A 26,215-nucleotide genomic window follows, 5' to 3' on the forward strand; every position below is an offset into this window, starting at 1 on the left:
ACAGGAGGTGACCAAGTCATGCCGAACTTGACGCAAACAATAGCTGAAAATTTAGGAAAATGGATGCAAAAGGCGGAACAATTGGCGGATTTGTTCGCCGAACGCTCGGCGGACATCGATCGGGAAGGTCGGTTTCCCTTTGATAATTTCTCCGATTTGAAAACGGCGGGTTTTTTGTCCTTAACGGTACCTGCGGAGTATGGGGGCGAAGGATTAAACTTATACGAATTCGTCATGTTGCAAGAACAATTGGCGAAAGGTGACGCGGCGACGGCATTGTCTTTAGGTTGGCACTTGGGAAGTTTGTTGGAATTGTCGGAAAATCGTCCCTGGGATGAAAAAGTTTTTCGCTCATTGTGTCTGAAAGTCGTAGAAGAACAAGTCTTGATCAACCGAGCGGCGACGGAGCCGGCGACGGGAAGCCCGACCAGAGGCGGCATGCCGCAAACGACCGCGGTGAGAAAAGGGGAACATTGGTTGGTATCGGGTCGAAAGTCATTCACTTCGATGGCAGAGGCGCTCGATTACAGCCTCGTCACGGCGAGAATCGAAAACACGTCCCGCAAAGGTATCTTTTTGATTGATCACAAGTTGCCGGGCGTAGAAATTGAAAAAAGCTGGGATACGATTTCGATGCGGGGGACGCGAAGCGATGACCTTGTCTTGAACGATGTCCGCGCAGAAACTTCCGCATTGGTAGAAGAGGAAGGCGATCAAACGAATTATACTTACCCGAAGGCGTGGTTGCTGCATATTCCTGCTTGCTACTTGGGGATTGCCGCAGCAGCTCGTGATTATGCGGTCGCCTTTGCCAAACAATACCGACCGAACAGCCTTCCGGGGCCGATTAAAGAGGTTCCCGAGGTCCAACGAAAAACCGGTGAAATGGAACTGGAGTTGTATAAGGCAAGAGAGATTCTCCATGCTGCGGCAAGACGGTGGGTCGGTGAACGTGAGAAACGAAAAGAAATGGGTCCGGAACTCGGAGCGGTAAAGCATATCGTGACGAACTGCGCAAATCGCGTCGTCGACCTGGCGATGCGCATTACGGGAGCGAGAAGTTTAACACGAAGCAATCCATTGCAGCAATATTACCGCGACGTGAGAGCCGGGCTCCATAATCCGCCGATGGATGATTCGGTGGTCGCGGTTCTTGCCAAACGAGCCTTCGAACAGGAATAAAAAGCCGAAGTTCCATTTTAGGGGTGCAAAATGAACAGATCAATTGTCAATGTAAAAAAACGCATAGGAATGGTTCCCATGCGTTTTTTCTTTTTATCGGCTGCTTGAAGGGTATAATCGGCGTAGACTTTGAATCTGCGAGGGAGACCGCCTGAGGTCTCTCCTCGCTGTCTTTTACAGTAAATATCTGACGTAAATATATCCGCTTGATAGAACGAGGGCGACGAGTGTAAGCGGAGCGCCGATCTTAAGAAAATCGATGTAAGTAAATCCGTTGCCTTCTTTGGAAGCCATGCCGGCGACGACAACATTGGCGGAAGCACCGATTAACGTACCGTTGCCTCCGAGGCATGCGCCGAGTGCCAACGACCACCACATCACTTCGGCATTCGCCTGCGACAATCCCATCGAATGAACCATTTCTTGAATGAGCGGGATCATCGTTGCCACGTATGGAATGTTGTCGATCGTTGCCGAGGCAAAGCCGGAAACCCAAAGGATTAACATCGATGCGACTCCCAAATCTCCTCCGGTCAGCGCGAGGGCTTGTTCGGCAAGGAAACCAATGATTCCAACATCAACAAGCGCGCCGACGAGTGTGAACAAGCCGGCAAAAAAGAAAATCGTTCCCCATTCCACGTCGTAAAAGATTTCTTCGAAATCCTCGTCTTTTACGCCGATCAACATTAATGCGGTAGCGCCGCTCATGGCGACGACAGCAGGTTCCATGCCGGTTACCGAATGAAGGAGAAAACCGAGAATCGTAAGCCCGAGCACGGTCAACGACTTGATCATCAACGAGCGGTTTTTGATGTAGTCTTTTTCGTTTAAGCTCATCAGTTCTTGCTTTTGTGCGTCATCGACGACCATTTGGTTTTTATAAATGAAATAAAGAATGGCAACAGTCACAATCGCGATGACGATAATGATCGGCGTTAAATTCACAAGAAAGTCGTTGAATGATAAATTCGTGGCCGAGCCGATCATGATGTTCGGAGGATCGCCGATCAATGTCGCTGTCCCTCCGATATTGGAAAACAACACTTCGGATATGAGAAATGGAACGGGATTGACTCCGAGAATGCGGGTGATCGAAAACGTAACCGGAACGATGAGCAGTACGGTTGTGACGTTGTCGAGAAAGGCCGAGCCGACTGCCGTCAGCAACGACATGATGATCAAGATGCGCATCGGATCGCCTTTCACCGATTTTGCGGCTTTTACGGCTGCAAATTGAAATACACCGGTTTTGCTCGTAATGCCGACGAGGATCATCATGCCGATAAGCAAAGTGATCGTTCCCCATTGCATATGTTCAGTGAACACGCTGTGAAGTTCGACAGAACCTAAATACAACATGATGGCGGCACCGGCTAGCGCGATGATCGTGCGGTTGATTTTTTCGGAAATAATGATCGCGTAGGCAACCACGAAAACGACGACCGTGGCTGTGATTTGAAACACTGTCGCGTCGTGCATGAACGTTCATCCTCTCCTGTTTCCGTCGATGAACGGCGGCGTTAATTTTTATTTATTCGTTTTTGTCTAATGCTTTTCACGACTTCTCCTCCGTCTTTCGGGCAGTGGAGTTCGTTGAGGTCCGCATCCAAATCTTCAATAAAAAATTCAAATCCGCATTGCTCGCATTTTAATTGCTGCATACGATCGATGAAGATGTCTGCCGAATTGTTCTCAGCGGAAGTGTCGATCAATTCAATATGGATGTTCGGATCCGAATCGTCTTCGGCGATCATTTTTCCTTGTGCTTCTTTTTCCGATCGCCATTCGGACTCAAGCATATAATGTTCAAGTTCGCTGTGCGAGGCACGGCTCAAAATGGATTTGGCGAAATCCATCAGTTGTTGTTCCGTCAATGAGTCGTAAGCGAGGTCTTCTCCAAGGCTTTTCCACTTGCTTTTCATTTGCCCTTCCGTGAATACATATTTGACAATTTTATTAATGACTACGTTTTTCATTGTGACGCCCCTTTCCAATGGTTTCGCGTTGGTTTAATTGTACCGGCTCGCCGGCCGGGAATCAAACAAAAAAAAGACGCGCGGCCGCATGCAGCACGCACGTCACGAGCATTTCAACTTCTCGTCGAGGGAACGCCGGTTGATTTCTTTTTTTATAAGAGCAATAAAGTCGCGACTGAGACTCAATTCTTGTGCTTTAAAGAAAGATTCGATTAACAGCTCGTCCGATAAATTCTCCATGATATTCGCCAGTACATTCTGGCGCGCACCTCCTTAAGCGGTTATTCATACCTGTATGGAGTCATGCATAAACTGATAAGTCAACGTTTAATCGCAAATAAAGATTAGCATAAATCGAGAAACAGAACAATCGTTCTTGTTGTCCACAAGAGATGGTGGATAACTTGTTGGTAAATTGTCTATAAGTACGATGAGTCCAGTGAGGACGTTGTGAAAAATGTGTATGGATTTATCCACAAAATCGCAAGCAATCGTTTTTTGTCGAAAATCTTCTCGAAATTAGGACGAATGTCTGCTGGAAGGTGATTGTTTTGTTCGCTTTTGCGACGATATGGTATGATGACATCAGAACAAGAGAAAACTTACAGCGCGTCGAGGTGTAAAACATTTGTTTAAAAAGTTTCTACCAAACGAACATGTGGAATCGATATTTGAGATTGATCCGGAGAAGTTGAAATCCCGTGGGATAAAAGGCGTCATCACGGATCTCGACAATACGCTCGTCGGTTGGAACCGTCCGGATGCGACGCCGAAATTGATCAAATGGTTTCAATTCATGCGCGAGAGCGGCATTTTTATTACGGTCGTATCTAATAATACGAAAGAACGTGTGAGACGGTTTTCCGATCCTGTGGAACTGCCGTTTATTTATAGAGCGCGAAAACCGATGACGAAGGCTTTCAAAACGGCGATGAACGACATGAACTTGAAAAGGGATGAAATCGTCATTGTCGGCGATCAACTTTTTACCGACGTTTTAGGCGGCAATCGGCTTGGAGTGCACACGATTCTCGTCGTTCCGATTGCAAAGAATGACGGATGGCTTACAAAGTTCAACCGAAAAATGGAATATTATTTGTTGCAGTGGATGAAAAGAAAAGGAATGATCTTTTGGGAGGACTAGCATGGCGAAAGACAAGATGATTTGTCTCGGATGCGGGGCAGCGGTGCAATCGGAAGATCCGAACGGAATCGGTTTCGTCCCGGTCTCTGCATTGAATCGAGAAGCGGTCCTTTGCAAACGTTGTTTTCGATTGAAGCATTACGGCGAAGTGGCGCACGTTCCGCTCGGGGACGACGATTATTTAAAAATCATCCAAGACATTGCCGATACGGATGCTCTTATCGTCAATATCGTGGATATTTTTGATTTCACAGGCAGTTGGCTGCCTGGATTACGAAGGTTGACCGGCGGCAATAAGGTTTTACTCGTCGGCAACAAAATCGATTTGCTGCCGAAATCGACAAACGCAACGAAGCTGAAGCATTGGTTGTATCGTTCTTCGAAAGAACTCGGACGGAAGGTCGAAGATGTGTTTTTGATCAGCGCGCAAACGGGAGAGGGCATGGACGAGCTCGCGGAAGCGATAGAACGGTACCGCTCCGGCAAAGATGTGTATGTTGTCGGTTGCACGAACGTTGGGAAGTCTACTTTCATTAATCGTTTGCTTCGGCAATTTGCCGGGATTCAAAGCGACGTCATCACTACCTCACTGCATCCCGGAACGACTTTGAACTTGATTGATTTTGAATTGGACGGGCAATCGGCATTATATGATACGCCAGGCGTGGTTAACCGCCGACAAATGGCTCATTTGCTCACGACGAATGAGTTGAAGCAAACGATGCCGAAAACGGAGATTAAGCCGAAGGTTTACCAGCTCTCAGATCGCCAAACGCTTTTTTTTGCGGGACTCGGGCGGCTCGATTTCGTGAACGGGGAGGCGCGTTCTTTCGTCTGTTATTTTTCCAATGAGCTTTATGTACATCGGACGAAATTGGAGAAGGCGGATGAAGTGTATGAGCGTAACGTTGGTGAAATGCTCAGACCGCCGGAGAAGGAGCGAAAAGACCGTTTGCCGGCGTTCAAGAAACACGATTTTACTGTAAAAAACAAAAAAGTGGACGTCGTGTTTTCCGGCCTCGGATGGGTAACGGTACAGCCCGGAACGGCGCAGCTTTCCGCTTATGCGCCGGAGGGTGTCGGTGTTTCGATCCGGGAATCATTGATTTAGAGGGGGAACTATGGAAAAAACATTTGCGTTAATCGGCCATCCTGTGGCGCATTCCCTTTCTCCGATCATGCACAATGCGGCTTTCAAAAGCCTCGAGTTGCCGCACATATACGTCAAATTCGACGTTCAACCGCAACGATTGAAAGATGCAGTCATCGGTATGAAAGCATTAGGGATTGGCGGCTTTAATGTAACCGTCCCGCACAAAGTGGCTATTCTGCCTTATTTGGACGAAGTCGATGAACAGGCTTCAGTGATCGGGGCCGTGAACACCGTCGTTAACGAAAACGGTCGTTGGATCGGCACGAACACCGACGGCCGCGGTTTCTTGCTGTCCCTTCAGGACGTTGCCGGCGACCGCTTGCCGGACTGCCGGGTTCTGATGATCGGAGCTGGGGGTGCAGCCAGGGCGGCGGCAGCGGCTTTGGATGAGGAGGGCGTAAAGCGGTTGGACGTCGCGAATCGCACGCTGGAGAAAGCGCATGGAATCAAGACGGGGCCCGCTCATCGAACCGACGGGACCGTCGTGAGTTTAGCGGAGGCGGAAGAATGTGTCGGCGAATATGATATTATCATCAATACAACTTCGGTTGGTTTACATCCAAACGCCGAAGCCATGCCGATTTCGCTTTCTCGGTTGCGAGAGCGAACGATTGTTGCCGATTTGATATACAATCCATTGAAAACGAAATGGCTTCGCGTCGCCGAAGAAAAAGGTGCGGTTGTCATGAACGGCGTCGGGATGTTTGTCGCACAAGGGGCGCTCGCCTTTGAACGATGGACCGGTTATGCGCCCGACCGGCGTTTGATGAGGCGCATCGTTTTGGACGAATTGGGCGGCGAAAGATCATGAAAATTGCCGTTTTCGGCGGGACGTTCGACCCGCCGCATCTCGGTCATTTGATCATTGCGGCGGAAACGGTGCGATCCTGCGAATTGGATGAGGTTTGGTTCATGCCGAGTCCGCGTCCTCCCCATAAGTCGGCAGCGGCTGTAACTGATGCTGCTCACCGCATAGAGATGGTGAAAAGAGCCGTCGAAGGCAACAAGCAATTCAAGCTTTCGCTGTTTGAATTTCAAAGGGACGGATTGTCTTATACGTATGAGACGATGAAAGCCTTAACCGCGCGTTACCCGGAGCATGAATGGTATTTTTTGATCGGGGCAGACATGGTTGAGGATTTGCCGAACTGGCACAATATTAATGAGCTCACCGATTTCGTCACATTTATCGCGGCCGGACGCCCAGGGTTTTCGTTACAATCGCCGTTCGGCCATGCGATCAGGTTCGTCGAGGTTCCGCAAATCGCCATTTCGTCGTCGCTTTTGCGGAAAAAATTTGCAAACCAAGGAAATACGAAATACTTGTTGCCTGACAACGTGCGCGACTATATCATGAAGGAAGGGTTGTATGGATAGGGAAAGAGCATTGGCTGTCGTCAGAAAACAGTTGACCGAACAGCGATATGAACACACCGTACGCGTCACTGATACCGCTGTTGCTTTGGCAGTGAAATACGGTGTCAATCGCGAAAAGGCCGAACTCGCAGGTATCTTTCACGATTATGCGAAAAATCGGCCGCTGCACGAAATGAATCAAATCATTACCGAAGAAGACATCCCTTCGGATTTGGCGAACTATCCGCAACAATTATGGCATGCTCACGTTGGTGCGTTTCTCGTTCAACGCGAAGCAGGGATTTCAGATGAAGATGTGTTGGCTGCAATTGCTTACCATACGACGGGCAGGGCAGGCATGTCTTCGTTGGAAAAGGTCGTTTTTTTAGCTGATTATATCGAACCGGGCCGGAATTTTCCGGGTGTCGAGCATGTGCGCCATTTGGCGGAAAGTGAATTGAACACGGCCGTTGTACAGGCATTAGCGAACACGATCTCATTTTTACTAAAAGCGAAGGTGAAGATTCATCCGGATACGCTTGCGGCTTACAATGATTTGCTTTAATCTAGAAGGGAATTGGAGGGTCTTGCATTCATGACGGAAGAAGATCTTGCGTTGCTCGCCGCGAAAACCGCAGACGATAAGCGGGCTGAAAACATCATCGTCCTCGACATGGAGGAAATATCTTTAATCGCCGATTATTTCATGATTTGTCATGGCAATTCCGAGAAGCAAGTGCAGGCGATTGCCAGAGCGATGAAAGATGCCGCTGAAGAAAACGGCATTTCGGTGAAACGAATGGAAGGATTTGACGGCGGACGCTGGGTGCTCGTCGATCTCGGAAGTGTCGTGGCCCATGTTTTTCATAAAGAGGAACGGGACCATTATCAACTCGAGAAATTGTGGGGAGATGCGCGTACCTTGAATTTAGAAAAAGAATTTTTATAAAAAAAAAGGAAATTCGATGACTGGCGGCGAAATAAACAGGCAACCGGACCGTTGATCCAATTGCCTGTTTTATGTTGCCCCGGCTTACATACGAAATTGCTTTTTCACCTTTTCACGATCTTCAACGTATTTTGCGTGCGTTTTTTGAATCAAATGATTGAACATGTCCCCGACATCTTCTTCGAGCGCCGACAAGCCCTCGCCGGTTACGCCCCCTTTTACCGTCACTTTCTTCCTTAACTCCGGCAGCGTGTAAACCTGTTGTTCCAACAACCTTCCAATCCCAATTAACATTTCCGTACAAAATGCGGTTGCCTGCTCGTACGTGACATCTGTCTCCTGAACCGCCGATTGAATGAACCGTTCAGTTAAGTACGTATAAAAAGCCGGCCCGCAACTGACGATGTCCGAAGCAATCCGCGTGATCGATTCTTCGATTTCCAACGGCTTCGAAACGTGCCTCATCAGTTCCAGCAATCGTTCTTTATGTCTCTCCTCGCAAGACATGCCAAACGTAATTAACGAAACTCCTGCCAAGACGCGATTCGTAATGCTCGGAATCGCTCGCGCCACTCCACAATCGACAACCGATTCCAATTCTTTTACCGTCACGGGGCTGGTGATGGAAACGAGCAGTTTGTCGCGCGAAAGTTTCGGCCGAAGTGTCTCGAGCAATGGCTGGATGTCGAGCGGTTTTACGCAAACGAATACGATGTCCGCGGTTTCGGCGACTTCTTCTGGAGTCTCTGCCAGTTGTACGTCCGGATACTGATTTTTCAATTCTTGCGCCTTGCGTAAAGTGCGATTGGTGATAAAAAGATGTCCCGGGTCCACGGCGGATGATTTCATGAAGGCGTGAATGAGCACGCTCCCCATGTTTCCGGTGCCGATCATTCCGATGTTCATCCATCGTTCCCCCTTTCGTAAAGCGTATTGATAATTTCTATGACGCACCCGCAGCCATTATGTTAGAGAAAGGAATGATTCATGGTGAATTTCACAAACTGGACGAAACGCGAACAGTGGCTGGCCGGCTTGGCGTTGTTCTTTTTGCTCGGTTGGGCGGCCACCGTTGTTTACATGAAGACGGAGGCGTCCGCTTCCTCGGATTCTGTGCAGTGGCTGCATAAGGAGACGGGAGAAGCCCCAATGATGACGAAGCGGAAAAAAGACCCAAAAAACGCCAAAACACCGATGGCGGTCGTCATTGACGTAAAGGGTGCGGTGGTGACTCCCGGAGTGTATGAAATGAAAGAAGGTGAGCGGGTGATCGACGTCATTCGGGAAGCGGGGGGTTTTCGGAAGGAGGCCGACCGGAAACGGATCAACTTGGCCGAACGGTTAAAAGATCAAATGGTCGTCTATGTGCCGGAAAAGGGAGAGAAGGGTGCGCAGGCGGAATTTATGCCGTCGCAAGACGATGGGAAAGTGAACGTGAACAGTGCGAGCGTTTCGGATTTGGAAAAATTGCCGGGAGTCGGCGAGGTGACAGCCGAGGCGATCGTCGCATTCCGCAAGCAACATGGACCGTTCAAACAATTGTCTGATTTGTTGGCGGTAAAAGGAATTGGCGAAAAAACGCTTGACACGTTAAGGGAAAAGATCGCTTTGCATTGAATTGACGGAGCGGGACGGGCTTGGCTACAATAAAAGGAGGAGTTGATGACATGCAACGGATTGAATGGGATCAATATTTCATGGCGCAAAGCCATTTGCTGGCAACGAGAAGTACGTGCACGCGTCTCGCAGTAGGGGCGACGATCGTGCGCGACAAGAGAATCATTGCCGGCGGGTACAATGGTTCGATTTCAGGCAGCGTCCATTGCATTGACGAAGGGTGTTACGTAATCGACGGACATTGCGTGCGCACGATTCACGCGGAAATGAACGCCTTGTTGCAATGTGCAAAATTCGGGGTTTCCACAGCCGGCGCCGAAATCTATGTCACACATTTTCCGTGCCTGCCCTGTTGCAAATCGATCATTCAAAGCGGCATTAAATACGTGTATTATGCAGCCGACTATAAAAATCATCCGTATGCAGTGGATTTGTATAAATCGGCGGGCGTCGTCACGAAAAAAGTACCGTTGGAACACGTCGTGCTCGACACAAATGGGGAAGAAAAGAGAGATCTGACGAACCGTTTGCTGCATTTGCTTGAAAAAAGCGGTGTGAACGAAGAAGAAATGAGTGAGTTGCGGTCCGAGGCGAGCCGCCTTTACGAGGATGCACAGTAAGGCGGCGATGTGATGAATGGCAAATGGCATCTCGCCGCGGCTGCGGCCGTCGCAGCTGTCCTCCTTGTCCGATTTTCCGTTGTCGCGCTTTGGTTTGCCGTCCTGTTCGCGGCAATCATCCTCTTTGCCGCCGTCGCTTCAAGACGTTCTGTCCCCGCCGTGTGCAGCGCCATTTTTATCCTCACGAGCGCTGTAACCGTTGCGACCAACCACTTCAATCGCACCGAACTTTCCCCCGATGCTTCGCATTTTCGCGGAACGATCGCCTCTCTTCCCGTCCTCGACGGCAATCAATGGTCTTTTCGCCTCAAACTGAACCGCGGAGAAACGCTGCGCGTGGTCGCTTATCTCGATCACCGCGCACAAATTCCGATCGTTTCACGTTTCCGTTACGGTATGGAATGCCGGTTGACGGGAAAACTGAAGAAACCCGAGCCGCCGAGCAACTTTTATTCGTTCGATTACCGGAAATACTTGTACCGCCGCCATATTCACTGGATTTTGACACCGCAGGCGGTCAGCCCGCATATGTGCCGCAATACCGGCTACTCCTTGTTCGACCGTCTCCATCAATGGCGCGGGGCCGGCATTCGCTTCATCGATCATCACTTTCCTCCTTCGATTCAAGGCATATCCGAGGCTCTCTTGTTTGGCTGGAAACAAAACATTCCGCCGCCGATCCTGACCGCTTACCGCAATCTCGGCCTCATCCACCTGCTCGCCGTTTCCGGCTTGCACGTCGGCATGGTCATTGCCGCCTTATTCGCTTTGCTTCTTCGTCTCGGCCTCACGAAAGAACGCAGCCTCGAACTGCTCCTCGTGCTTTTGCCTATCTACCCCTTCATGACCGGCGCTTCTCCTTCCGTCGTTCGCGCCTGTTTCATGGCGATGATCATCCTCATCGCAATGCGCTTTCGCCTCCGTTTCCACGCCCTCGACGCCATCAGCTGGGCCGCCATCGCGATGCTTCTCTTTCATCCATCCCACGTTTACCAAACCGGCTTCCAACTTTCGTTTCTCATCAGTTTCACGCTCATCGTCTCCGCTCCGGCGATCATGAAGCGCTACGAAAGTCGATTCGCCCGCATGCTCGCCGTTTCCGTGATCGCGCAATTCGCTTCCTTGCCGATTTTGCTCAGCCAATTTTATCAAATTTCCTTGCTCAGTTTGCCGCTCAACCTTGTCTTCATTCCCTTTATCACCCTGTTTGTGATGCCGCTTGCTTGCGTTTCGTTCTTCGCCTATTTGCTGGTGCCCCCGCTCGGCGAGTGGCTTGCGAACGGCTTGAAGTTCCCGCTGGATGCCGCACATGCGTTGTTGCGGATGCTCGATTCGCATGGCTGGGGACTGCTCGTTTTTGGAAAACCGTCGATCGTCGTTGTTCTTCTCATGTACGGAGTGATCGCATACGGGTTGTTAAAATGGGAAGATCGCGGAGGAACGATGCGGATGGCGGTTCCTTTCGTACTGTTCGCTGCGCTCGGTTTATACCAATGGAATGCCGGCGTTTTGTCAGAGACCGGCACAGTGACGATGTTGGATGTCGGGCAAGGAGACAGCTTTTTGATCGAATTGCCGCACCGAAGAGCGGTTTATTTAATCGACACCGGGGGAACGGTTTCATTTGAACCGCAGTGGAAACAGCAGAAAAAAACGTTTAAAGTCGGCCGTGATGTCGTATTGCCGGAATTGAAAGCTCGAGGCATTCGTCGGCTCGATGCGCTGATCTTGACGCATAAAGACATGGATCACCTCGGCGGGGCGAAGTCATTGCTGAAGCACATGGCGATTAGGCAAATTATGTATGGCGCGGGAACGGTTACCGCGGCAGCACCGAAAGAGGTATTTCGAGCAGCGAAGGCTGAGAACGTTCCTATTGTGCGCGTCGAAGGCGGAGACTCGTGGCACGTCAACCAATCACTGTTTTTCGTTCTCAATCCTGTCGCGGGAGAAAGGGAAGGGAACAATCGCTCGATTGTCATTCGGGCGCGTATCGGCGGCCTTTGGTGGCTGTTTACGGGCGATCTGGAGAAGGAAGGGGAACAAGCCTTGCTCCGGTCAGGACAGACGCTTCATGCCGATGTGTTGAAAGTCGCCCATCACGGGAGCGATACGTCGACAAACGAACCTTTTTTGAAAAAAGTGGACCCGGCGGTCGCCTGGATCTCGGTCGGGGAACACAATCGTTACGGTCATCCGTCCGCACAAGTGATCCACCGGCTCGAATCGCATGGCGTGCTTGTTTTCAGAACCGATCAAAGAGGCGCGGTACGCTATAGGTTCGGGGCAGGCGATGACGGGTTTGGCTGGATGCATTAAAAAAAGCCCGGAACACTCGAGGGTCCCGGGCTTTTTTTATGTACGTCAGTACTTATCGCGCAAGCAAACTAATGACGACGCCAATCGCGAAAATGACCGTGAAGAACAAAAAGGAATAAATGAATCCGTTCGTGGCATGGACAAAGTCGTTTCCTTTGTCCTGTACGTCTTTCTCAAATTCATTTCCAATGCGATTTTCCGCCATGAGGAAACCCTCCATTCTCAAGAGAAACTCAGTGCACCGTCGATGAACCGCGCAGGTGCAGGATCATTGTCCTTTTTAGTATAAGCGAAAGCCGCGAAAAAATCCAACTGCGGCAAACGCGGAGTTCTTGTCGCACATGCCATTAGTTGTCACCCATACTTGCCTCCGGCATAGGATATCCTAAACAGGAACGAACATCGTCAAAAGCCGGATACCTAGGGTTCAGGCTTTTGACGTTCACTATAAATGGGGGATGCCTGTTGGAGGCCATCCTCCTTTTCCTGCTTGTCACCGGCCGCCGAAAAAGCTACGATGGTGGAAGAGGTGATTGTGTTGCAAGTGGCATCCGTCCGAAACGAAATTCGTCAAAAAAAATTTTCCCCATTATACGTATTATATGGAACGGAACCGTATTTAATCGAGGAATTTCAGCGAACGATCATTGACCATGCGGTAGACAAAGAGGCTTTCGAATTCAATTTTGCGCAATATGACATGGAGGAAACGCCGGTACAGCAAGTCATCGAGGACGCTCAGACACTGCCGTTCCTCGGCGAATACCGGGTGATTGTCGTGAAAAATCCGTTTTTCTTGACAGGAAAACAAGAAAAGAAATCGGTCGAACACGATCTTGACCGTCTGGAACGATACGTCGAAGCCCCTTCGCCCCATGCGATCGTGATCTTCAGCGGTTCGTACGAAAAACTTGATCAACGAAAAAAAATCGTCAAACGGCTGAAGAAAAACGGAGAACTGCTCTCCTTTTCAACGGAAAATGAAAAAGTCATCTTCGAGCTGTTGCGGGAGCGCGCGGAAACCTACGGCGCCGTGTTGACGCAGCAAGCGAACGAACGGCTGCTTCAGTTGGTCGGTCCGCATTTATCGCGATTGATCGGCGAAATCGATAAGATGGCTTTGTATGCCGGCGATGGCGGCGAAATTACGGCGGATGTCGTGGACTTGTTATGCGCGAAAACGTTGGAGAGCAACGTGTTTGCTCTAGTCGACCGCGTCGTGCGAAGAAATTTGCCCGAGGCGTTTGTGATCTTGAATGATCTTATTAAACAAAAAGAGGATCCGATCCGATTGCTGGCGTTGCTTGTTCGCCAGTTCCGCATCATTTTTCAAGTGAAACAGTTGAAGGAAAGCGGCTATACCCAAGGGCAAATGGCGAAGCGGCTGTCTTTGCATCCTTATGCGGTCAAAGTGGCGGCGCAGCAAGGCAAGGGATTTGAGAAAGAGCGGTTGCTTCAATGGCTGAGCGAAATGACGGAAACGGATTTCGCGATGAAAACGGGGAAGATGGACAAGCGGTTGGCGCTTGAATTGATATTGACCAAGTTGGCAAGGTAACCAAAAAACGGCCGGATCGATCCGGCCGTTTTCGTCATTTCCTTATTTGGACATAGCGTTTAATTTGCGGGCAAACTTCGATTTGAAGCGGGCAGCTTTGTTTGTATGGATAATGTTCTTGCGAGCCGCTTTATCCAACTTACGAGCGGCAACCGCATACGCTTTCTTCGCTTCTTCCAAATTATTTTCTTTGGCTTTCGCTTCGAATGTTTTGATTGCTTCACGCATTTCCACTTTAATGGCCATGTTATGTTGGCGACCTTTTTCGTTCGTTTTCACGCGTTTGATCGCTGATTGAATGACAGGCATGTCTTCACCTCCCGACAAAGTCTTTCCGGCTGTTTCATATTCAAACAAAATCAATTCTAACAGAGCGGACAACGAAAATCAATTGGAATGAAAACATTTCCGATCGGCCACGATAGAAATAACATTCGTTAATTAAAGGAGAGACGTATCGTGGGAGACTTGGATCTCAGCAAGTATCAAGTACGGACCGACTTGGCCCTTGAAGCCCATGAATTGAAAAAAGAGCAAGACGCTGCCACGGGTGTTGAAGGCGTCGTCGTCAAAGACGAAAATGTGAAAGGCATCAAATTGACGACGGTCGACATTTCCGCCGAGGGAGCTGCAAAGATCGGCAAAAAAGCAGGCCATTACTTAACGTTCGAAATGCAAGGAATCCGCAAGCGCGATTCCGATCTGCAAGAGAAAGTGGAAGAGATATTCTCCGAACAGTTTGCAAAATTTCTCGATACTCACGGCATTTCCAAAGACGCGCATTGCCTCGTCGTCGGGTTGGGCAACTGGAACGTGACCCCCGATGCTCTCGGACCCGTGGCTGTCGAGAAAATTTTAGTTACGAAACATTTGTTTGATCTTGCTCCGGAAAACGTCGGGGAAGGTTTTCGCCCAGTCAGCGCGATCTCTCCCGGGGTCATGGGTGTCACAGGCATTGAGACAAGCGATATTATTCTTGGCGTTATCGAAAAAGCAAAACCCGATTTCGTCATCGCTATCGATGCACTCGCGGCTCGTTCAATTGAACGGGTGAACACGACGATTCAAGTGTCCGATTCCGGCATTCATCCTGGTTCCGGCGTCGGCAACAAGCGAAAGGAACTGAGCGAAGAAACGCTCGGAATTCCCGTATTTGCCATCGGCGTGCCGACAGTTGTCGACGCCGTCACGATTACGAGCGACACAATCGATTACTTGATGAAACATTTCGGTCGTGAAATGAAAGAAAAAGATAAGCCGGCAAAATCACTCGTTCCGTCGGGAATGACTTTCGGGGAAAGGAAAACGTTGACGGAAGCCGATTTGCCGGACGAATCAAGCCGCAAAGCCTTCATGGGCATCGTCGGGAGCTTGAATGACGAGGAAAAACGAAGGTTGATTCACGAAGTACTCGCCCCGCTCGGACATAACTTGATGGTGACGCCGAAAGAAGTCGACGAATACATCGAAGATATGGCAAACGTGCTTTCCGGAGGCTTGAATGCCGCGTTGCACGGGGAGGTCGACCAACAAAATTTGTCGGCTTATACGCATTAATTCGAAAAGACGTTCTGTTTACCGGATCGTCCGCATACATTGGAGGTAGATTGTCGGAAAGGGTGAGACGATGATCTCCAGCGGACCTTTGTCGGTCAACGGGACAAGCTTGAGAACGTTCCTATGCTTTATGGCCGCGGCAGTTGCGGCGATTTTTCTTCTTGCGGCGGCATTGACTGTTCTCGAACATAACAATCGTTTCGCATCGTCGAACGTTGAAGCATTGACGTCCAATGTTTCAAGCGAAACGCTTCTCCATTTTATCGGATTCGAAAATCCGTATTTCACGCAAGTTTTGCCAGAAAACAGCGAGTTTCCGCCGCTTGCATCGCTCGGTTTCGAATTCGTCACAAGCATCAAACCGGGAGACATTCGAAGTTTGCTCGGCAGCGAACTTCCCGGCTTCGAAATTTATGATTCAGATATCATCGTTGCCGGTACGGGAACCGATTATACGAATCTTGTCGTCGAATCCGCGCCTCCCGTCAAAGTGATGATGGAAGCCCGAGAAGAGGCCGAACAAAGCTTGAAACAAAATGACGATCAAAAAGACGTCGTGAAGCCGCCGGTCAAAACGACAAACGGCAAAGACGTCGTTCTGCTATACGCAACGCATACGACCGAATCTTATTTGCCCGCATTGAAAGGAGACGCCTCGCCGGACGAAGCTTACAGCTGGGAACTGAATGTGTCCGATGTTGCGAAACAATTGAAAGAAGAGCTCGAAAAACGCGGGATCGGCGCTGAAGTACCTGATGTGAACATCCAGAAAATAAGGGCGTCCGAAGGACTCAGCTACAGCCAATCCTACAAAGCCTCGCGGCAAGTGGTTGCCTCGATTTTGCATGAAGATCCGAGCATCCAGATGATTTTTGACATCCATCGGGATTCGCGAAGGAAAAAAGACACGACGGTAACGATCAATGGGAAAAAATATGCGCGAACGAGTTTCGTTATCGGCGAAGGCAACCCGCATTACAAGAAAAACCGGTTAATGGCCGTGAACTTACACCATTTGCTCGAGAAAGAGTATCCGGGTTTAAGCCGGGCGGTAATTGGAAAAAGCTTGGATGAAGGCAACGGTATTTACAATCAAGATCTTTCCGACCATGCGGTTTTGATCGAAATCGGCGGCGTTGACAATACAATGGATGAAGTGAATCGCACCGTGGAAGCATTGGCTGACGTAATCAGCGAATATTATTGGAAGCTGCACAAAGCTCAAAAAGTGAACGGATAAGCGAGCGTGATGCGTAATGGCAAAATTCACAATTAAATGCTTACTGGCCGCATCTTTATTTTTCGCGGGCGTTTTGTTCGGCATGCAGCAAGCGAACGAAGGCATTAAAGAGGTGAAAGGACTCGACCAGCTGCAACGTGCCGAACAGGCGTTGCAGACGGACAACGTCGGGGACGGAGCGCAAGCGGCGAGCACCGTTGCGGAGAAAAGGAAAAGACTCGAAGACATCAAGACGTTCAACGTATATTCCGCGGTCGGCCGTGCCGCTTCGTCCGGCATCACAAGCTTGTTTCAATCCGGAATGAAAGCGGCGGGTGCGTTATTGGAAGAGTTTCTTGGGTAAACAACCTTCTTGCTCATTAGGGCAAGGAGGCTTTTCTTTTGTATGAGCGGGTTCGGCCGACCCATTGGTGCGGATGCTTCCGGTTGATCTAACGTCGTCTACTCGACGACAAGGGGGCAAGGGTACGACCAACCCGCGGCAAGTTCGAAGAAGCGGATGCTTCCGGTTGATCTAACGTCGTCTACTCGACGAAGCGATGGCTGAGTGCTATAATCAACCCTAGTGTCGAAGTACGGGAGTGAATGAAATCATGGCGAAAAAGGACAGACAGTCGAGAATTCGCAACTTCTCGATCATCGCGCACATCGACCATGGGAAATCGACGCTCGCGGACCGAATTTTGGAGAAGACGAGCGCGCTTTCGAAACGGGAAATGAAAGAGCAAATGCTCGATGCGATGGACCTGGAAAGAGAACGCGGCATCACGATAAAATTGAATTCCGTCCAGCTGACGTATAAAGCGAAAGACGGTGAAGACTATATTTTTCATTTGATCGACACGCCGGGGCATGTCGATTTTACGTATGAAGTTTCACGCAGCCTTGCGGCTTGCGAGGGGGCGCTGCTCATCGTCGACGCCGCTCAAGGCGTGGAAGCGCAGACGCTTGCCAACGTGTACTTGGCACTCGAAAACGACTTGGAAATCATTCCGGTCATTAATAAAATTGACTTGCCGAGCGCGGACCCTGAGCGCGTACGCCAGGAGATCGAAGACGTGATCGGCATCGATGCCTCCGATGTCGTGCTGGCCTCAGCGAAAGCGGGAATCGGTATTGATGAGATCCTTGAGCAAATCGTGGAAAGAATCCCTGCGCCGGAAGGGGACCCTGCGGCACCGTTAAAGGCATTGATTTTTGATTCGCTGTACGATCCGTACCGCGGAGTCATCGCCTACATTCGTGTGGCGGAAGGCACGGTTCGCGTCGGTGAAAAAATCAAGATGATGGCAACCGGAAAAACGTTTGAAGTAACGGAAATCGGCGTGTTCACGCCTAAACCCGTACCGAAAGATGAGCTGACCGTGGGCGATGTCGGCTATTTAACGGCTTCGATCAAACAGGTCGGCGACTCGCGCGTGGGCGATACGATTACTTCAGCAGAACAACCGGCGACGGAACCGTTGCCAGGCTACCGCAGAATGAAGCCGATGGTATTTTGCGGTTTGTATCCGGTAGACGCAAGTCAGTACAATGATTTAAGAGAGGCGCTCGAACGGTTGGAATTGAACGACTCTGCTTTGCAGTATGAAGCGGAAACGTCGCAAGCCCTCGGTTTTGGTTTTCGTTGCGGTTTTCTCGGCTTGTTGCATATGGAAATTATTCAAGAGCGAATCGAGCGAGAATTTGACATCGATCTCATTACGACCGCTCCGAGCGTTATCTATGAAGTGCAATTGACGAACGGTGAGAACATGAGCGTCGATAATCCTTCCAACATGCCGGAAGCGAATCAAATCGACGAGGTGCGTGAACCGTACGTGAAGGCGACGATCATGGCCCCGAATGATTATGTCGGCGCCGTCATGGAATTGTGCCAATCGAAACGCGGCGATTTTCTAGACATGCAATATCTTGATGAAAATCGCGTCAACATTGTTTACGATATTCCGTTGTCCGAAATTGTTTACGACTTTTTCGACCAGTTGAAATCCGGCACGAAAGGATACGCTTCGCTCGATTACGAACCGATCGGCTACAAAGCTTCAAAGCTCGTCAAAATGGATATTTTATTGAACGGCGAAAAAATTGATGCCTTGTCGGTCATCGTTCACCGCGATTTTGCTTATGATCGAGGCAAAGCGATCGTTGAAAAATTGAAAACGTTAATCCCGAGACAGCAATTCGAAATTCCGATTCAAGCTGCGATCGGTCACAAAATCATCTCGCGGTCCAACATTAAGGCTTTGCGCAAAAATGTGTTGTCGAAATGTTACGGCGGCGACATTACAAGGAAGAGAAAACTGCTTGAGAAACAAAAAGAAGGCAAGAAGCGAATGAAGACGGTCGGCAAAGTGGACGTTCCGCAAGAAGCGTTCATGGCGGTGCTGAAAATGGACGAAGATTAAAACGGAAAGCGTGAGGATTCGTGGCACGAGCCGCATATGTGCATATCCCTTTTTGTGAGCACATTTGTCATTACTGTGACTTCAACAAATATTTCTTAAACGGTCAGCCCGTTGACGATTATTTAACATCTCTCGCGATTGAAATGACAAATGCCTTGCGGCGGTATCCGAGCGAAGGCATCGAGACGGTGTACATCGGCGGGGGGACGCCGACCGCTCTTAACGAAGTTCAATTTTCGCGGCTTTTGCACGGCATCCGTGAGCGTCTTGCGCCGTCTCGGGGCATTTCTGAGTTTACGGTCGAGGCGAATCCGGAAAATTTGACAAAAACGAAATTGACGACGATGAAAGAAGCCGGCGTCAACCGGATCAGCCTCGGGGTGCAATCGTTTGAAGATTCATTGCTGGCGGCGGTCGGCCGGCCCCATACCGAAAAGCATGTGCACGATGCGATCGAACTCATCTCGGAGGCCGGCTTTGACAACGTCTCCATCGATCTGATGTTTCGTCTTCCCGGCCAAACGCGGGAACAGCTTGCTTCCACGCTTGAAACGGCTTTATCGTATGGAACGAAGCACATTTCCATCTATTCTTTGCAAGTGGAACCGAGGACGGTGTTTTACAACCGATTGAAAAAAGGGCGTTTGCCGTTGCCGGATGAAGATGCGGAGGCGGAAATGTATGAACAAATCATCGAAACGCTTGGATCCCGCGGTCTCCGGCAGTATGAAATCAGCAATTTCGCTGTTCCCGGTTATGAAAGCCGCCATAACACGATGTATTGGCAAAATGAAGATTACTACGGGTTCGGGGCCGGCGCTCATGGTTATTTGAAAAACGTGCGCCGTGTGAACGCGGGTTGGACGAAGAAGTACATCCGCCTGATCAAGGAAAAAGGCGACGCGTTTGTTGAGGAATCCCGAGTCAGCTTGCGTGAACAGATGGGCGATCATCTGTTTCTTGGACTGCGGATGGCAGACGGCGTCTCGAGAACCGGCTTTTTCCGGAGGTTCGGCGTACGAGCGGAAGAGGTTTTCGGCGGCGAGCTTGAAACGCTTGCTGGGCGAAAATGGATTGAAGTCGCGGATGACCGGATCTTTTTAACTAAAAAAGGCTTATTTCTCGGAAATGAAGTGTTCCAAGCGTTTGTTTGAAGTTTTTTGACGAATCGCGGTGAAGTCGTTGACACTCCAGCTTCGATTTGGTACATTTTTATTAGATTTAGCACTCGACCTTACGGAGTGCTAACAGGGGTGATGCAACCATGTTGACTGATCGTCAATTATTTGTGCTCCGTGTGCTAATCGATGATTACATCCGAACGGCGGAACCTGTCGGTTCCCGATCGATATCTAAACGAGATGACGTGACGTTCAGCCCGGCGACGATTCGAAACGAATTGTCGGATCTTGAAGACATGGGATTTTTGGAAAAACCGCATAGTTCTTCGGGAAGAATCCCTTCTGAAAAAGGGTACCGGTTTTACGTCGACCATTTGTTGTCACCTGCTATGTTGAGCAAAGAGGAAATCCATAACATACGGTCCGTTTTCGCCAAAAAAATCGTTCAACTCGAAGATCTCGCTCAGGAAACGGCAGGCGTTTTGTCGGATTTCACGAAGTATACGTCGATCGTCCTCGGGCCGGAAATCTTCGAAGCCAAATTAAAACATATTCAAATCATTCCGTTGACTGATGCCACGGCGGTTGCGATTTTTGTCACGAACAGCGGCCATGTTGAAAATCGGACCATCTCGATTCCCTCGGGCGTTCACCGCAGCGATATCGAGAAGTTCGTCAATATTTTGAACATGAGGTTGGGCGGTCGAGCGCTCGTCCATTTGAAGCACAAGCTGTTTGTTGAGGTGGCGGAAGTTCTCAAAGAAAACATCGAGCCTTACGAAGGCATTATGGAAATGCTGAACCACACGTTTGCGCAAAACGGGTTGGAAAAGGTGTATTACGGTGGAAAAACGAATATTCTTGCTCAGCCCGAGTTTCATGACATTGAGAAAGTGCGTACATTGCTGAACGCGATCGAGCAGCAGGAAATCATTCACCAATTGCTGCGGTCGAAATCCGACGGCATTCATATAAAAATCGGTCATGAAAACGACATCCAGGAAATTTCCGACTGCAGCGTGATTACGGCGGATTATTCCCTTGGAGATCGTCATATGGGCACGATAGCGATTATCGGACCGACACGGATGGAATATCCGCGTGTCGTCAGCTTGCTTGATGTCGTTTCGAAACATTTTGCAGGCGTGTTGAAAAGCCGTTATGAAAACGAATGACCGAATTCAATAGGCTCATAAATCCGAGTGGAAGAATCATTCTTCCATTCTTTCATGTGTAACTTTGGAGGTGAAGTTGGTGGCAGAGAACGAGCAAAAAAAGCAGCAACAAGAGGAAGCGGCGGAAGCAACAGAAAACGCAACGGATCAAGCTGAACCTGAAGATCGGAAAGAAGCGGATCCGCCGCCTGCCGACGAATCGGAGTCCGGAGGTCGTCCGGATGCGGAGGTGTCAACGGAAGCGTTGATGAAACAAATTGAACAGTTGGAAAAGGAGAAAGAAGAACTTCGCAACAAATACTTGCGCACCCAGGCGGATTACGATAATTTCCGGCGCCGGACACGAGAAGAGAAGGCTGCGGACGCGAAGTACCGCTCGCAAAAGCTGGCGGAAAAACTGCTTCCGGTTATCGATAATTTCGACCGCGCGTTGAATGTGCAAGCCGAGACGGAAGATGCGAAATCGCTGAAGCAAGGCATGGAGATCGTTCACCGTCAATTGAATGATGTATTGGGGCAAGAAAACATTCAGGAAATCGAAGCGGAAGGAAAACCTTTCGACCCGCAGTATCATCAAGCGGTCATGCAAGTGGAAGATGAAAATCACGAACCAAATACTGTTGTTGAAGTGATGCAAAAAGGGTACGTCTTGAACGACCGTGTCCTTCGCCCGGCAATGGTGAAAGTGACGCAGTAATAACGAGATGTACGTATGAAAAATAGGAGGGTTTCTTGTGAGTAAAATTATCGGAATCGATCTTGGAACGACCAATTCTTGCGTAGCCGTAATGGAAGGCGGCGAACCAGCCGTTATCCCGAATCCGGAAGGAAACCGGACAACGCCGTCTGTGGTTGCCTTCAAAAACGGCGAGCGCCAAGTAGGTGAAGTGGCCAAGCGCCAGGCAATTACAAATCCGAATACGATTTTGTCGATCAAACGCCACATGGGCACCGATTATAAAGTGGAAGCCGAAGGGAAAAACTACACGCCGCAAGAAATTTCGGCGATCATTTTGCAAAAGCTGAAGTCTGATGCCGAAAGTTATCTTGGCGAAAAGGTAGAGAAAGCCGTTATTACGGTACCCGCTTATTTCAATGACTCTCAACGTCAAGCAACGAAGGATGCGGGGAAAATTGCCGGCCTCGAAGTAATGCGCATCATCAACGAACCGACGGCGGCTGCCTTGGCTTACGGCCTCGACAAAGAGGACGAAGATCAAACGATTCTCGTATACGATCTCGGCGGCGGTACATTTGACGTTTCCATTCTGGAACTCGGCGACGGCATCTTCGAAGTCAAAGCCACTGCCGGAGACAACAAACTCGGCGGAGACGACTTCGATGAGAAGATCATCGACTACCTCGTCAGCGAATTCAAGAAAGAAAACGGCATTGATTTGTCGAAAGATAAAATGGCGCTGCAACGGTTGAAAGATGCAGCAGAAAAAGCGAAAAAAGATCTTTCCGGCGTATCGCAAACGCAAATTTCCCTGCCGTTCATTACGGCCGACGAATCGGGGCCGAAACACCTCGAATTGACGTTGACGCGCGCCAAATTTGAAGAATTGACGGCCGACCTTGTCGAAAAAACGATGGCCCCGACCCGTCAAGCGCTGAAAGATTCGGGGCTGTCCACCGGCGATGTAGACAAAGTTATTCTTGTCGGCGGTTCTACCCGTATCCCTGCCGTTCAGGAAGCGATTAAGAAGGTAACCGGCAAAGATCCGCATAAAGGCATCAACCCTGATGAAGTCGTGGCGCTCGGCGCAGCCATTCAAGCGGGCGTACTTGCCGGTGATGTGAAAGACGTCGTATTGCTGGACGTCACTCCGCTTTCCCTCGGCATCGAAACGATGGGCGGAGTCTTTACGAAGTTGATCGAACGCAACACAACGATTCCGACGAGCGAATCGCAAATTTTCTCGACGGCCGCTGACAACCAAACTTCGGTGGATATTCACGTGCTTCAAGGCGAGCGTCAAATGGCCGCCGACAACAAAACGCTCGGCCGCTTCCAGTTGACGGACATCCCGCCGGCCCCTCGCGGCGTTCCGCAAATCGAAGTCACCTTCGATATCGATGCGAACGGGATCGTCAACGTTCGTGCCGTTGATAAAGGAACGAACAAAGAGCAGTCGATCACGATTAAATCATCCTCCGGCCTGTCCGACGAAGAAATCGAACGCATGGTGAACGAAGCGGAAGAACATGCCGAAGAAGATAAGAAGCGCCGCGAAGAAGTTGATCTGCGCAACGAAGCCGATCAAATGGTGTTCACGACCGAAAAGACGTTGAAAGACCTCGGCGACAAAGTCGGCGACGACGAAAAGAAACAAGCCGAAGAGAAAAAAGAAGCGTTGAAAAAGGCGCTCGAAGGCTCTGATCTCGAAGCGATCAAGAAGGAGAAGGAAGCGTTGCAGGAAGTTGTTCAGCAGCTTTCGGTGAAACTGTACGAGCAGGCGGCGCAAAATAGTGAAGGACAGCAAGGCGGAGCGGAAGGAAAAGCGGGAGACGACGTTGTTGATGCCGATTACGAAGAAGTGAAAGACGACGATCAAGAAGGCAAAAAGTAGTGTGCGAGAGAAAGTCAAAGTCAGGCATGCCTCGGCTTTGACTTTTTTTCTCATGGAAGATAAACAGCGCCGGCAGAAACGTTTCATGGCGGAACGGCCAAAGATTGCAGAGGTCGAGTCTTAGATGATAACATTAGGCGTATGTGAAGGGAAATCGGGAGTGGTAAATCATGAGCAAGCGAGATTACTATGAAGTGCTCGGTGTTGACAAAAACGCATCCCAGGATGAGATCAAGAAAGCCTACCGGAAATTGGCGAGAAAATACCATCCGGATGTGAATCCTGGCGAAGACGCCGCGGAAAAGTTCAAAGAAGCAAAGGAAGCCTATGAAACGCTAAGCAATGATCAAAAGCGAGCGCAATACGATCAATTTGGACACAGCGGACCAAATCAAGGGTTCGGCGGAGCTCAAGGGTTCAACGGCGGAGATTTCGGCGGGTTCGGCGATATTTTTGATATGTTTTTCGGCGGCGGCGGCCGCCGCAACGATCCGAACGCTCCGAGGCAAGGGGCCGATTTGCAATTTACGATGACTCTTGAATTCGAAGAAGCGGCGTTTGGGAAGGAAACGGACATTAAGATTCCGCGCGAGGAAGAATGCTCGACTTGTTTCGGTTCCGGCGCGAAACCGGGAACGAAACCGCAAACGTGTTCACATTGCAAAGGCAGCGGCCAGCTGAACATTGAACAAAATACACCGTTCGGACGGATTGTTAACCGGCGCGTCTGCAGCTATTGCAACGGAACCGGCAAAATCGTGAAGGATAAGTGCGCAACATGCCGTGGCAAGGGTACGGTACGGAAACAAAACAAAATTCATGTCAAAATTCCCGCCGGCGTTGACGACGGCCAGCAAATCCGGGTATCCGGAAAAGGAGAACCGGGTGTAAACGGAGGACCTCCGGGCGATTTGTTCGTCGTCTTTCGTGTGAATCCGCACGAATTTTACGAACGTGAAGGCGATGACGTCTATGTTGACATACCGGTCACGTTCCCGCAGGTGGCGCTCGGAGACGAAATCGAGGTGCCTACGCTGTACGGGCGTGTGAAGCTGAAGATTCCGGCAGGGACGCAGTCGGGAACGAGTTTCCGTCTTCGCGGAAAAGGAATTCGGAACGTGAAAGGGTATGGCCAAGGCGATCAACATGTGAAAATCCGCGTCGTTACGCCGAAAAGGATCAGCGACGAACAGCGGGAACTCTTGAAGCGATTGGCTGAAATCAGCGGAGATGAAGTGGCGGAAGGACAACACGACACGATTTTTTCAAAAATGAAGCGCGCGTTTAAAGGTGATTCATTTTAATTCGGATCAAAGGAGTGTTCGGACGTGAACTGGTCCGAAATTTGCATTCATTCCACACAGGAAGCGGTAGAACCGATCTCGAACATATTGCACGAAGCTGGGGCGAGCGGCGTCGTCATCGAAGATCCCGAGGATTTGGTGAAACAGTGGGATACGATCTATGGGATGGCGTATGAATTAAACCCGGACGATTATCCCGACGACGGTGTGCTCATCAAGGCTTATTTGCCGATGAACAGTTTCTTGGGAGAAACGGTTGAGGAAATTAAACAAGCGATCAATCATTTAATGTTGTTTGATATCGATCTCGGCCGCAACACGGTAACGATCAGCGAGGTGCATGAAGAAGAGTGGGCTACCGCGTGGAAGAAATATTACAAACCGGTAAAAATTACCGAGCGGATCACGATCATTCCGACTTGGGAAACGTATGAAGCCGCCGAAAACGAAATTCTCGTCGAACTTGATCCGGGCATGGCTTTTGGTACCGGGACGCATCCGACGACGAAGTTGTGCGTTCAAGCGATCGAAAAGGTGCTTCGTCCAGGGGATCGGATGATCGACGTCGGTACCGGATCAGGAGTTTTGAGCATCGCCGCCGCCAAACTCGGCGCGTCCGAAGTCGCGGCGTTTGATCTTGACGATGTCGCTGTAAAAAGCGCGCGCCTTAATGTAAAATTAAACAAGGTTCAATCCATCGTTTCAGTGAAACAAAACAATTTGCTCGACGGTGTTGTGCAGCAGGCGGACGTGATCACCGCCAATTTGCTCGCCGACATCATCTTACGTTTCCCAGCCGATGCTGCGAAGACGACAAAACCGGGAGGTTATTTCATTGCTTCCGGCATCATCAAGGCGAAAGGCGCGGAAGTGGAAGAAGCGTTGCGCCAGCACGGCTTTGCGATTGTGGAGCGTTTGCAAAGCGAAGACTGGATCGCCTTGATTGCAAGAAACGGCGGGTGA

At 49.8% G+C, this 26,215-nt stretch carries 26 protein-coding genes and 1 pseudogene; 21 read left to right on the forward strand and 6 right to left on the reverse strand.

All coding sequences use genetic code 11. The annotated features are described in order from the left end of the window. Positions 1–18 precede the first annotated feature (18 nt). Positions 19–1,182 carry an acyl-CoA dehydrogenase family protein gene (locus VFK44_08340; protein ID HET7628383.1) on the forward strand — a complete coding sequence of 388 codons (1,164 nt, stop codon included), beginning with the start codon at positions 19–21 and terminating at the stop codon, positions 1,180–1,182. Between the two features lie 174 nt (positions 1,183–1,356). Here the strand turns inward: VFK44_08340 and VFK44_08345 are convergent, their stop codons facing one another. The 3 genes from VFK44_08345 to VFK44_08355 form a co-directional block, all read right to left on the reverse strand. Continuing rightward, positions 1,357–2,661, reverse strand: coding sequence for an ArsB/NhaD family transporter (locus VFK44_08345; protein ID HET7628384.1), 1,305 nt, complete (start codon positions 2,659–2,661; stop codon positions 1,357–1,359). Positions 2,662–2,702: 41 nt separating this feature from the next. Continuing rightward, the gene (locus tag VFK44_08350; GenBank protein HET7628385.1) at positions 2,703–3,158 is read right to left on the reverse strand and encodes a hypothetical protein; all 456 of its coding nucleotides are present in this window, start codon (positions 3,156–3,158) and stop codon (positions 2,703–2,705) included. Positions 3,159–3,260: 102 nt separating this feature from the next. Beyond that, on the reverse strand, positions 3,261–3,398 hold the full coding sequence (locus VFK44_08355; protein ID HET7628386.1) for a sporulation histidine kinase inhibitor Sda: 138 nt from the start codon (positions 3,396–3,398) through the stop codon (positions 3,261–3,263). A 379-nt stretch (positions 3,399–3,777) separates the two neighbouring features. On the opposite strand from VFK44_08355, the pseudogene VFK44_08360 reads away from it, so the two are divergent. From VFK44_08360 to rsfS, 6 genes and pseudogenes are all read left to right on the forward strand, one after another. Continuing rightward, a pseudogene (locus VFK44_08360) lies at positions 3,778–4,302 on the forward strand (YqeG family HAD IIIA-type phosphatase). A 1-nt stretch (position 4,303) separates the two neighbouring features. Beyond that, positions 4,304–5,413 carry a ribosome biogenesis GTPase YqeH gene (yqeH, locus tag VFK44_08365; GenBank protein ID HET7628387.1) on the forward strand — a complete coding sequence of 370 codons (1,110 nt, stop codon included), beginning with the start codon at positions 4,304–4,306 and terminating at the stop codon, positions 5,411–5,413. Positions 5,414–5,423: 10 nt separating this feature from the next. After that, complete coding sequence (aroE, locus tag VFK44_08370; GenBank protein HET7628388.1) at positions 5,424–6,266, forward strand: shikimate dehydrogenase; 843 nt, start codon at positions 5,424–5,426, stop codon at positions 6,264–6,266. Next, on the forward strand, positions 6,260–6,832 hold the full coding sequence (locus tag VFK44_08375) for a nicotinate-nucleotide adenylyltransferase (protein HET7628389.1): 573 nt from the start codon (positions 6,260–6,262) through the stop codon (positions 6,830–6,832). Before aroE ends, VFK44_08375 begins: the two co-directional genes overlap by 7 nt. After that, on the forward strand, positions 6,825–7,376 hold the full coding sequence (gene yqeK, locus VFK44_08380) for a bis(5'-nucleosyl)-tetraphosphatase (symmetrical) YqeK (GenBank protein ID HET7628390.1): 552 nt from the start codon (positions 6,825–6,827) through the stop codon (positions 7,374–7,376). Before VFK44_08375 ends, yqeK begins: the two co-directional genes overlap by 8 nt. A 30-nt stretch (positions 7,377–7,406) precedes the next feature. After that, entirely contained in the window at positions 7,407–7,760 is a 354-nt protein-coding gene (gene rsfS / locus VFK44_08385; GenBank protein ID HET7628391.1) for a ribosome silencing factor, read from the forward strand. A gap of 84 nt (positions 7,761–7,844) precedes the next feature. Here rsfS and comER read toward each other — a convergent pair whose 3' ends face one another. Next, complete coding sequence (comER, locus tag VFK44_08390) at positions 7,845–8,666, reverse strand: late competence protein ComER (GenBank protein HET7628392.1); 822 nt, start codon at positions 8,664–8,666, stop codon at positions 7,845–7,847. An 81-nt stretch (positions 8,667–8,747) separates the two neighbouring features. Between comER and VFK44_08395 the strand changes: the two genes are divergently transcribed. The 3 genes from VFK44_08395 to VFK44_08405 are packed head-to-tail and all read left to right on the forward strand — an operon-like array spanning position 8,748 to position 12,316. Next, a complete protein-coding gene (locus VFK44_08395) occupies positions 8,748–9,377 on the forward strand; it encodes a ComEA family DNA-binding protein (protein HET7628393.1) in 630 nt (209 codons plus the stop codon). 50 nt (positions 9,378–9,427) lie between these two features. Continuing rightward, the gene (locus VFK44_08400; protein HET7628394.1) at positions 9,428–9,997 is read left to right on the forward strand and encodes a ComE operon protein 2; all 570 of its coding nucleotides are present in this window, start codon (positions 9,428–9,430) and stop codon (positions 9,995–9,997) included. A gap of 12 nt (positions 9,998–10,009) precedes the next feature. Next, positions 10,010–12,316 (forward strand): DNA internalization-related competence protein ComEC/Rec2, encoded by a 2,307-nt coding sequence (locus VFK44_08405; GenBank protein HET7628395.1) that lies wholly within the window; start codon positions 10,010–10,012, stop codon positions 12,314–12,316. A 52-nt stretch (positions 12,317–12,368) separates the two neighbouring features. On the opposite strand, the gene VFK44_08410 is transcribed toward VFK44_08405, so the two are convergent. Then, positions 12,369–12,521: a YqzM family protein gene (locus VFK44_08410; GenBank protein ID HET7628396.1), complete on the reverse strand. Its 153-nt coding sequence runs from the start codon at positions 12,519–12,521 to the stop codon at positions 12,369–12,371. Positions 12,522–12,860: 339 nt separating this feature from the next. Here VFK44_08410 and holA point away from each other — a divergent pair, with 339 nt between their 5' ends. Next, positions 12,861–13,874 carry a DNA polymerase III subunit delta gene (gene holA, locus VFK44_08415; protein ID HET7628397.1) on the forward strand — a complete coding sequence of 338 codons (1,014 nt, stop codon included), beginning with the start codon at positions 12,861–12,863 and terminating at the stop codon, positions 13,872–13,874. A gap of 42 nt (positions 13,875–13,916) precedes the next feature. Here holA and rpsT read toward each other — a convergent pair whose 3' ends face one another. Further along, the gene (rpsT, locus tag VFK44_08420) at positions 13,917–14,183 is read right to left on the reverse strand and encodes a 30S ribosomal protein S20 (GenBank protein ID HET7628398.1); all 267 of its coding nucleotides are present in this window, start codon (positions 14,181–14,183) and stop codon (positions 13,917–13,919) included. A 147-nt stretch (positions 14,184–14,330) separates the two neighbouring features. Here rpsT and gpr point away from each other — a divergent pair, with 147 nt between their 5' ends. The 10 genes from gpr (at position 14,331) to prmA (ending at position 26,215) form a co-directional block, all read left to right on the forward strand. Beyond that, the gene (gpr, locus tag VFK44_08425) at positions 14,331–15,431 is read left to right on the forward strand and encodes a GPR endopeptidase (protein HET7628399.1); all 1,101 of its coding nucleotides are present in this window, start codon (positions 14,331–14,333) and stop codon (positions 15,429–15,431) included. A gap of 70 nt (positions 15,432–15,501) precedes the next feature. Beyond that, positions 15,502–16,671: a stage II sporulation protein P gene (locus VFK44_08430; protein ID HET7628400.1), complete on the forward strand. Its 1,170-nt coding sequence runs from the start codon at positions 15,502–15,504 to the stop codon at positions 16,669–16,671. 16 nt (positions 16,672–16,687) lie between these two features. Continuing rightward, the gene (locus VFK44_08435; GenBank protein ID HET7628401.1) at positions 16,688–17,014 is read left to right on the forward strand and encodes a DUF3679 domain-containing protein; all 327 of its coding nucleotides are present in this window, start codon (positions 16,688–16,690) and stop codon (positions 17,012–17,014) included. A gap of 250 nt (positions 17,015–17,264) precedes the next feature. Next, positions 17,265–19,079 carry a translation elongation factor 4 gene (gene lepA, locus VFK44_08440; GenBank protein HET7628402.1) on the forward strand — a complete coding sequence of 605 codons (1,815 nt, stop codon included), beginning with the start codon at positions 17,265–17,267 and terminating at the stop codon, positions 19,077–19,079. 20 nt (positions 19,080–19,099) lie between these two features. Continuing rightward, positions 19,100–20,233 carry a radical SAM family heme chaperone HemW gene (gene hemW / locus VFK44_08445; GenBank protein ID HET7628403.1) on the forward strand — a complete coding sequence of 378 codons (1,134 nt, stop codon included), beginning with the start codon at positions 19,100–19,102 and terminating at the stop codon, positions 20,231–20,233. 110 nt (positions 20,234–20,343) lie between these two features. Next, positions 20,344–21,375 (forward strand): heat-inducible transcriptional repressor HrcA, encoded by a 1,032-nt coding sequence (gene hrcA, locus VFK44_08450; GenBank protein ID HET7628404.1) that lies wholly within the window; start codon positions 20,344–20,346, stop codon positions 21,373–21,375. A gap of 79 nt (positions 21,376–21,454) precedes the next feature. Further along, positions 21,455–22,072 carry a nucleotide exchange factor GrpE gene (gene grpE / locus VFK44_08455; protein HET7628405.1) on the forward strand — a complete coding sequence of 206 codons (618 nt, stop codon included), beginning with the start codon at positions 21,455–21,457 and terminating at the stop codon, positions 22,070–22,072. A gap of 37 nt (positions 22,073–22,109) precedes the next feature. After that, entirely contained in the window at positions 22,110–23,948 is a 1,839-nt protein-coding gene (gene dnaK, locus VFK44_08460; protein ID HET7628406.1) for a molecular chaperone DnaK, read from the forward strand. Positions 23,949–24,118: 170 nt separating this feature from the next. Then, positions 24,119–25,252 (forward strand): molecular chaperone DnaJ, encoded by a 1,134-nt coding sequence (gene dnaJ / locus VFK44_08465; protein ID HET7628407.1) that lies wholly within the window; start codon positions 24,119–24,121, stop codon positions 25,250–25,252. Positions 25,253–25,276: 24 nt separating this feature from the next. Then, on the forward strand, positions 25,277–26,215 hold the full coding sequence (gene prmA / locus VFK44_08470) for a 50S ribosomal protein L11 methyltransferase (GenBank protein HET7628408.1): 939 nt from the start codon (positions 25,277–25,279) through the stop codon (positions 26,213–26,215).

The organism is Bacillales bacterium (assembly GCA_035700025.1).
Lineage (GTDB): Bacteria > Bacillota > Bacilli > Bacillales > DASSOY01 > DASSOY01.

Excerpts from the sequence above, each read along its gene's own strand:
- VFK44_08435 (HET7628401.1), top strand. The coding sequence starts at position 16,688 with ATGGCAAAATTCACAATTAAATGCTTACTGGCCGCATCTTTATTTTTC.
- yqeK (HET7628390.1), top strand. The coding sequence starts at position 6,825 with ATGGATAGGGAAAGAGCATTGGCTGTCGTCAGAAAACAGTTGACCGAA.
- VFK44_08350 (HET7628385.1), bottom strand. The coding sequence starts at position 3,158 with ATGAAAAACGTAGTCATTAATAAAATTGTCAAATATGTATTCACGGAA.
- rsfS (HET7628391.1), top strand. The coding sequence starts at position 7,407 with ATGACGGAAGAAGATCTTGCGTTGCTCGCCGCGAAAACCGCAGACGAT.
- hrcA (HET7628404.1), top strand. The coding sequence starts at position 20,344 with ATGTTGACTGATCGTCAATTATTTGTGCTCCGTGTGCTAATCGATGAT.
- VFK44_08345 (HET7628384.1), bottom strand. The coding sequence starts at position 2,661 with ATGCACGACGCGACAGTGTTTCAAATCACAGCCACGGTCGTCGTTTTC.
- VFK44_08395 (HET7628393.1), top strand. The coding sequence starts at position 8,748 with ATGGTGAATTTCACAAACTGGACGAAACGCGAACAGTGGCTGGCCGGC.
- dnaJ (HET7628407.1), top strand. The coding sequence starts at position 24,119 with ATGAGCAAGCGAGATTACTATGAAGTGCTCGGTGTTGACAAAAACGCA.
- yqeH (HET7628387.1), top strand. The coding sequence starts at position 4,304 with ATGGCGAAAGACAAGATGATTTGTCTCGGATGCGGGGCAGCGGTGCAA.
- comER (HET7628392.1), bottom strand. The coding sequence starts at position 8,666 with ATGAACATCGGAATGATCGGCACCGGAAACATGGGGAGCGTGCTCATT.
- lepA (HET7628402.1), top strand. The coding sequence starts at position 17,265 with ATGGCGAAAAAGGACAGACAGTCGAGAATTCGCAACTTCTCGATCATC.
- VFK44_08405 (HET7628395.1), top strand. The coding sequence starts at position 10,010 with ATGAATGGCAAATGGCATCTCGCCGCGGCTGCGGCCGTCGCAGCTGTC.
- VFK44_08340 (HET7628383.1), top strand. The coding sequence starts at position 19 with ATGCCGAACTTGACGCAAACAATAGCTGAAAATTTAGGAAAATGGATG.
- VFK44_08400 (HET7628394.1), top strand. The coding sequence starts at position 9,428 with ATGCAACGGATTGAATGGGATCAATATTTCATGGCGCAAAGCCATTTG.
- aroE (HET7628388.1), top strand. The coding sequence starts at position 5,424 with ATGGAAAAAACATTTGCGTTAATCGGCCATCCTGTGGCGCATTCCCTT.
- rpsT (HET7628398.1), bottom strand. The coding sequence starts at position 14,183 with ATGCCTGTCATTCAATCAGCGATCAAACGCGTGAAAACGAACGAAAAA.
- VFK44_08410 (HET7628396.1), bottom strand. The coding sequence starts at position 12,521 with ATGGCGGAAAATCGCATTGGAAATGAATTTGAGAAAGACGTACAGGAC.
- VFK44_08430 (HET7628400.1), top strand. The coding sequence starts at position 15,502 with ATGATCTCCAGCGGACCTTTGTCGGTCAACGGGACAAGCTTGAGAACG.
- VFK44_08355 (HET7628386.1), bottom strand. The coding sequence starts at position 3,398 with ATGGAGAATTTATCGGACGAGCTGTTAATCGAATCTTTCTTTAAAGCA.